A 7,464-nucleotide genomic window follows, 5' to 3' on the forward strand; every position below is an offset into this window, starting at 1 on the left:
GAACACCTTGAAACCGGAGCCGCGAAAGTGCTCGGACACGTCCTGCATGAGAAGCGGATTGCGCAGGTCCGGCTTGTCGCTGCCGTATTTGCGGATCGCCTCGGCGAACGGAATCCGCGGCCAGTTCTTTGTCACCGGCTTGCCCTTGGCGAACTCCTCGAACACGCCGGTGATGACCGGCTCAACCGCAGCAAAAACATCGTCCTGTTCGACGAAGCTCATTTCAAGGTCGAGCTGGTAGAACTCGCCCGGCAGGCGGTCGGCGCGCGGGTCCTCGTCGCGGAAGCACGGCGCGATCTGGAAGTAGCGGTCGAAGCCGGACATCATCAGAAGCTGCTTGTACTGCTGCGGCGCCTGCGGCAGCGCGTAGAACTTGCCGGGATGGATGCGGCTCGGCACCAGGAAGTCGCGCGCGCCTTCCGGAGAGGATGCCGTCAGGATCGGGGTCTGGAATTCGAAGAACCCCTGCTCCTTCATGCGCCTGCGCATCGAATCGACGATCGCGCCGCGGGTCATGATGTTCTGGTGCAGCTTCTCGCGACGAAGGTCGAGGAAACGGTACTTAAGCCTTATGTCTTCTGGATATTCCTGCTCGCCGAATACCGGAAGCGGCAGTTCGCCTGCCGGCCCCAGCACCTCGATCTCGGTGACATAGATCTCGACCTCGCCGGTCGGCAGCTCCGGATTTTCGGTGCCGGCGGGACGGCGTCGCGCCTTGCCGTCGATTCGGACGACCCATTCCGATCGCAGCTTCTCGGCCTGGGCGAAGGCGGGCGAATCCGGATCGGCCACGCACTGGGTCAGCCCGTAATGGTCGCGCAGGTCGATGAACAGCACCCCGCCATGGTCGCGAATGCGATGGCACCAGCCGGACAGGCGGACCGTCTGGTCGATGTGGCTGTCGCGGAGCGCGCCGCAGGTATGGGACCGATAGCGATGCATGGAAATCCTGCAAGAATGCGTCAGAGGCGGAATCAGGGCCGGGCCGAGCCGGTTGAGAGCGTCAGCGGTTTACCCGAGCGGGGGGAGCGCGGCAACCGAATGACGGAACCTGCGATGGCGGCCCCGAGCGTCGTTCTTGACCGGAAAAGTTGGAGAAAAACAAGATCGGGCGTGCCGAATGCGGGGCGACAAGGGCAAAAAGACGGGCTATGGAGCGCTCATGGACCTTATCACGACCAGCGCGGGATTGGCATCCGTCTGCGCCCGCCTCGCCGGCCATCCTGTCATCACGGTCGATACGGAGTTTCTCCGCGAGACCACCTATTACCCCCTGCTTTGCGTGCTCCAGATGGCGAGCCCCGACGAAGCCGTGGTGGTCGACGCGCTCTCCGAGGGGATCGACCTGAAGCCCTTTTTCGAGCTGATGTCGAACGAGCGCGTGCTGAAGGTATTCCACGCCGCCCGTCAGGACATCGAAATCGTCTGGCACCAGGCCGGTATCATTCCCCACCCGATCTTCGACACGCAAGTGGCCGCCATGGTTCTGGGCTACGGCGACTCCATCGCTTATGACGCACTGGTCGAGCGCGTCACCGGCCACCGGCCGGACAAGACCCATCGCTTCACGGACTGGTCGCGCCGGCCGCTGACCAGGGACCAGCTCGAATATGCGGTGGCGGACGTCACCCATCTCCGTGACGTCTTCGCCGCCCTCGACGCCGACCTCAAGAAGCGCGGCCGCAGCGATTGGGTCAGCGAGGAGATGGAAGTCCTGACCTCGCCGAAAACCTATGATTTCCATCCCGAACGCGCATGGGAGCGGCTGAAGACGCGGGTTCGCAAGCCGAAGGATCTCGCTGTGCTGATGGAAGTGGCGGCCTGGCGCGAACAGGAAGCCCAGAGCCGGAACGTGCCGCGATCCCGAGTCCTGAAAGACGACGCAGTCGGCGATATCGTGACCCATGCGCCCGCCAGCCCGGAGCGGCTGGCGGCGCTGCGCTCGCTGCCGAAAGGCTTCGAAAAATCGCAATGGGGAGCCGACATCGTCGCGGCCGTCCAGCGCGGTCTCGCCCGAGACCCGCATACGCTCCCGAAGATGGAAAAGCCGCGCAACAACTCCAACGGAGCCGCCACCGTGGAGCTTCTCAAGGTTCTGCTTCGGATGACATCCGAGCGCCACGCCGTCGCCAGCAAGGTGATCGCCACCGTGGACGACCTGGAGCGGATCGCGGCGGACGACGAAGCCGATGTCGGGGCGCTGCACGGCTGGCGGCGCGAATTGTTCGGCGAAGCCGCGCTCGCCCTGAAGCATGGCCGGCTGGCATTGGCGATCGAAAAGGGCCGCGTGGTGCGCGTGGAGCGAGGCTGAGGTCCCTCCGTTAGATTTGCCGGATGCTCGCGAAATCGAAATGCGAGTTGGGCGGGTTCTCGCCAATCCGGATCATATGATCATTCACAAAACGATAGGGCGGCACCGGCAGATTGTACGGCGCCGGCACGCCGCTGAACACGCGCCCTGCAAGATCGTATTTCGAACCGTGACAAGGACAGAAGTAGCCGCCGAGCCAGTCGGCCACCGGCTCGTTCGCACTTGGATCCGGATAATAGAGCGGAATGCATCCGAGATGGGTGCAGATACCGACGAATACGCCATAATTCGGATTAGCCGAACGGTGCCAATTTTGGGCGTATTTCGGCTGCTGCAACTCGCCGGAGCGGGGATCGGCCAGCCGCTCGATCAGCTTCGGACTCTGAAGCGTCTTGAGCGCCGCGGCTGTCCGATTGATCACGAAGATCGGATGATCGCGCCAGTGAACGATCACCTGCTGCCCTGCCTGAACCTGCGTCAGATCGAGTTCAACAGGGCCGCCCGCCGCCAGGGTTGCCTTGTCAGGCTCGAGCTGGGCAATGACCGGAACGATTGCAGCAGCGACTCCGACCGTGCCCACGGCGGCCGTGGCGACATATAGGAAGTCGCGCCGCGTCCGCCGATGGTCAGGAGAAATCGGATCGGTCGGGACTTTCGAAGGGATATCGGTCATGGTTTGCTCCACGAACAGGCTGGAGCCCCTGCCGGACGACTCGCATGATCGCTCGCGCCCGCCCACAGCGGGATAACCGGCGTGGCGTGTTTCCGAACACTCGTCACAGTTCACAATGGTGAGATCGGGCAGCGGCTTGCGCGATCGTCAGCGCAACACGATCGAACCCGAACGGCCGACCAGGCGCGCCAGTTGCTTGAACCGGCCGCCGACGCGATCCGCAACCAGATCGACCAGCCGATGTTCGAATACGAGTTTCAGCTTGCGGCCGCTGTTTCTGAAATGCATTGCGGACAATACGCCGGGCCGAGCCGCCGAAATCAGGTACGCGACGCGGAAGGCAGCGCCGAGAATGCGCGCTCTCTCGTCCAGGGCGGGCGTCACCAGTTGGCGCACGGACGACGGCGCATTGACCTTGTTCGGCCCGACATACCGGTAAAACACCGACAACGCGATGAAAGTCCGTCCCTGATGGTCGATGTCGCCGAAATTACCGTTCATGATCAGATTGAGCGTCTGCTCGCCGCGATAGTCCGGATGGATGCGCCAGCCGATGTCCGAGAGCAGACAGGCCGCGTGACGCAGCCGCCGATCCTCCTCGGTTTCCTGTAGCTTCGTATTCCGGACCAATCGATCGGTCCATTCGATCAGTTCGTCAGCATGACGCGCCGAACGCGACATCAGGCCATTCAACATTCGCGCTGCGCAGATCAATCCATCCATGGAGCGTTCGGCAGCGGGCAACATCGAATAAAGCAGGCCCTCACGGACGCCATAGGTCGAGAACATGACGGTCTTCGGCTTCGCGATCCGGATCACATATTCCAGCACGAGCGCGGCATAAGTCAGCAGCGGCTGCCGTGCATCGGCTACCGCCTCGATATCCGCCAGCGTATGCGACGCCGCGAGACGACGCAGCCGCCGGACGAAATCCAGCGCGTCGGCGGCGGGAATGGAATAGCCGTGCATGACGCGAAGCGGATAACCGCTCTGGATGATGTGAATCCGCGCCAGCGCCCGCCACGTCCCGCCGACGGCATAGAAGGTGCGGCCCCTGCCCGCCTTGAGCGGCATGGCCCCGGAAAGTTCATCTTTCACGATTCGCTCGGCGCGCTTCAGCGATGTCTTGGAAGCGTCCTGCAATGCGAGACTGCCTAGCGGCAGCGTTACGCCGCGATGGACACGATGGCCGCGCACGTCGGTCAATTCCAGCGAACCGCCTCCGAGATCCCCGACGATCCCGTCCGGTTTGTGGACGCTGGAAACCACGCCGAGCGCCGCCAGATGCGCTTCTCGCGGTCCTGAAAGAACGTCGATCGGCACCCGGCAGATCCGTTCCGCCTGAGCGATGAAATCCGCGCCGTTCGTGGCGTCGCGGCAGGCGGCCGTTGCGATGGCGTAAACGCGGCCGACCTTCATCACCTTGCATAGCGCGTGAAAGCGCCGCAGCGACATCAGCGCCTTGTTGACGGCATCTGGCGCCAGCAGGCCGGTGGACTGCACCTCGCGGCCTAGCCCGCACAACGCCTTCTCGTTGAAGATCGAAACGAGGCTACGCTCGAGAGCTTCGTAGACGACGAGGCGGACGGAGTTGGACCCGATATCGATAACGGCGACGCTCGCGTCCGCCTTGCGCGGACGCGGATATTTCCGCACAGCCTCCCTACGGAGGCGGCTGCCGCTCTGCGCGACGCGTGAGACGGCGCGGCGACGATTCCTTGAGCGACTTTCCACGGCCGGACAGACTCGGATTGGTCATGAAATAGTTGTGCAGGTTGAAGGGCTCCTCACCCTTCGCGGCCTTCATACGCGTTGACGATCCATCCGGCAACAACTGCCAGCTCTGTTCGGTGTCCTTCAGGTTCGCAACCATGATCTGCTCGAGAACCTGCTGATGCACGGTCGCATTTTGCAGCGGGCACAGGATTTCGACGCGCCGGTCGAGGTTGCGCGGCATCATGTCGGCGGACGAGATATACACAGCCGCTTTCGGGCCGGGCATGTTGTGGCCCATGCCGAAGCAATAAATCCTGCCGTGCTCCAAGAACCTGCCGATCACGGACTTGACGCGAATGTTTTCCGACAATCCGGGAACTCCGGGCCGCAGGCAGCAAATGCCGCGCACGACCAGCTCGACCGAAACGCCGGCCTGCGATGCTTCATACAGCGCATCGATAATGTCGGGATCGACCAGCGCGTTCATCTTCATCCAGATCGCCGCCGGCTTGCCGTGTCGTGCGAAATTGGTTTCGCCGCGTATGTGGTCGAGAATCCGGTTGCGCAAGGTCAGCGGCGACACCGCCATTTTCTCGATGTCGCTCGGCTCGGCGTAACCGGTGATGTAATTGAAGACGCGTGCGGCGTCGCGGCCGATGGCCGGGTCCGACGTGAAGTACGACAGGTCGGTGTAGATCCGCGCCGTCACCGGATGATAGTTGCCGGTCCCGGTGTGAACGTAGGTCGTGAGACCTCCGCCTTCCCGGCGCACCACCATCGACAGCTTGGCGTGCGTCTTCAGTTCGATGAAGCCGTAAACCACCTGCACGCCGGCGCGTTCGAGATCGCGCGCCCATCGGATGTTGGCCTCTTCGTCGAACCGCGCCTTGAGTTCGACGAGCGCCGTGACCGACTTGCCCGCCTCCGCCGCTTCGGCAAGCGCCCGCACGATCGGCGAGTTGTTGGAGGTGCGGTAGAGCGTCTGCTTGATCGCGACGACGTCAGGATCGCGCGCGGCCTGCTGCAGGAACTGCACGACGACGTCGAACGATTCATAGGGATGATGAACGATCAGGTCCTTCTGCCGGATCGCGGCGAACACATCGCCGCCGTGATCGCGCACGCGTTCGGGATGGCGCGGAACGTAGGGCACGAATTCGAGGTCGGGCCGGTCGAGCCGTGTCAGTTGCGACAGCTCGTTCATGGCCAGGACGCCGTCCACCAGCAACACTTCGTCGTCGGTGGCCGATAGCGCCCGCTGCACGAATGCGCGCAGTTCGGCCGGCATCGCGGCTTCGATCTCAAGCCGGATGACCGAGCCGCGCCGCCGGCGCTTCAATGCGGTCTCGAACAGGCGAACCAGATCTTCCGCCTCTTCCTCGATTTCCAGCTCGGAGTCCCGGATGATGCGGAACGCGCCCTGCCCCTTGACCGTGTAGCCGGGGAACAGCCGGTTGATGAACAGGCTGGTGGCGCCTTCAAGCGTGATCAGCCTGACGGGGTCGTCCTTGCCCGCCGGCGGCAGCCGCAGAAATCTGTCGATCTTGCCTGGCATGCGGATCAGCGCATTCATCGGCTTGCCGTCGGAGGACCGCGCGAGTTGAAGAGCTATCGTGAAGCCGAGGCTCGGAATGAACGGAAACGGGTGCGCCGGATCGATGGCGAGCGGCGTCAGCAGCGGGAAGATATTGTGGAGAAAGTGATCCGCGATCCACGCCCGCTCGGCCTTGGTGACGTCCTTGCCGTCGATCAGGACGATTCCGACCTCGGCCAATATATTGCGCAGATCCCGCCAGATCGCCTGCTGGTCGTTTGCGAGGTTGGAAACGGTCTTGTTGATGAGCGCAAGTTGTTCGGACGGCGTCAACCCGTCCGGACTGCGCTCCGTGATCCCTTCCCGCACCTGCGCCTTGATGCCGGCGACGCGGACCATAAAGAACTCGTCAAGGTTATTGGCGGAAATCGACAAAAAACGGACGCGTTCGAGCGCGGGATGGCTGGGATTGACCGACTCCTCGAGCACCCGGCGATTGAAATGCAGCCAGGATAGCTCCCGATTGATGAACCGTTCCGGGCTTGTCCGGATTGCGGAGTCCTGCTCCGGTTCTGATTTTTTATCTTCAATAACAATAGCTTGAACGGAATCCATTGATGTATTGGTCCATATCGCATCGAGTCGCGCCGCAGGCCGCGCAAACAGCGTCGAACCATGGGCCAGCTCAATGACGTTTCAATGACATTGACGTTCCGGAATGCTGGCGCGTCAAGATCGTCCACCCGGGACCGCCTTGATCGGGCGGCCGTTTCTCAGTCGCGATCACGCAACAATTCGGCGGCGAGCGCGCGCGTCACCGGCCTGCCGAGCCGCAAGGATTCGGCATCGAGCCGTTCGACAGCTTGGCGAACGGCGGCGAATGACCGCTCGGTCCGCGTGGCGATGAAGTTGACGACGGTCTCGTCGACGTTCATCTGGCGGTCCGCACAGAATTTGACGATCAGCGCCCGAAGCAAGTGATCGTCGGGCGACATCAGCGTGACCACGGGCACGGCGCGAAGCCGAGAGCGCAGGTCCCGCAATCCGACGTCGATCGCGGCGGGAGGCATGCGCGCCGTCAGCAGGACGAAGGCGCCGTCCTCGCGAGCCAGATTCATCAGGTGAAACAGCGCAAGCTCATCGAAGGCTTGCGGGTTGAGGTCCTCGACGACGAGCGCGCCCGTGGCCAGCGCCGCCGGCACCGCCGCAGCAGTCAGGCCATGCGCGGAC

General features: G+C 63.0%; 5 protein-coding genes and 1 pseudogene. 1 reads left to right on the forward strand and 5 read right to left on the reverse strand.

Annotation, left to right across the window (positions count from 1 at the left end):
- Window positions 1-942 (reverse strand): aspartate--tRNA ligase (aspS, locus tag BGN91_RS06555; protein WP_292611603.1); only part of this gene is annotated, 942 nt, incomplete at its 3' end.
- 220 nt (window positions 943-1,162) lie between these two features.
- Between aspS and rnd the strand changes: the two genes are divergently transcribed.
- Window positions 1,163-2,311: a ribonuclease D gene (gene rnd / locus BGN91_RS06560; RefSeq protein ID WP_292611605.1), complete on the forward strand. Its 1,149-nt coding sequence runs from the start codon at window positions 1,163-1,165 to the stop codon at window positions 2,309-2,311.
- A gap of 10 nt (window positions 2,312-2,321) precedes the next feature.
- Here rnd and petA read toward each other — a convergent pair whose 3' ends face one another.
- From petA to BGN91_RS06580, 4 genes and pseudogenes are all read right to left on the reverse strand, one after another.
- Entirely contained in the window at window positions 2,322-2,984 is a 663-nt protein-coding gene (petA, locus tag BGN91_RS06565) for a ubiquinol-cytochrome c reductase iron-sulfur subunit (protein ID WP_292611607.1), read from the reverse strand.
- 147 nt (window positions 2,985-3,131) lie between these two features.
- Entirely contained in the window at window positions 3,132-4,640 is a 1,509-nt protein-coding gene (gene ppx, locus BGN91_RS06570; protein ID WP_292611609.1) for an exopolyphosphatase, read from the reverse strand.
- A gap of 7 nt (window positions 4,641-4,647) precedes the next feature.
- Window positions 4,648-6,849 carry an RNA degradosome polyphosphate kinase gene (locus BGN91_RS06575; protein WP_292611610.1) on the reverse strand — a complete coding sequence of 734 codons (2,202 nt, stop codon included), beginning with the start codon at window positions 6,847-6,849 and terminating at the stop codon, window positions 4,648-4,650.
- Between the two features lie 158 nt (window positions 6,850-7,007).
- Window positions 7,008-7,464: pseudogene (locus BGN91_RS06580) on the reverse strand (DnaA/Hda family protein); the annotation flags it as partial.

It is taken from the genome of Nitrobacter sp. 62-13, assembly GCF_001896955.1.
Lineage (GTDB): Bacteria > Pseudomonadota > Alphaproteobacteria > Rhizobiales > Xanthobacteraceae > Nitrobacter.

Coding starts and splice junctions, on each gene's coding strand:
- rnd (WP_292611605.1), top strand. CDS start 1,163: ATGGACCTTATCACGACCAGCGCGGGATTGGCATCCGTCTGCGCCCGC.
- petA (WP_292611607.1), bottom strand. CDS start 2,984: ATGACCGATATCCCTTCGAAAGTCCCGACCGATCCGATTTCTCCTGAC.
- BGN91_RS06575 (WP_292611610.1), bottom strand. CDS start 6,849: ATGGATTCCGTTCAAGCTATTGTTATTGAAGATAAAAAATCAGAACCG.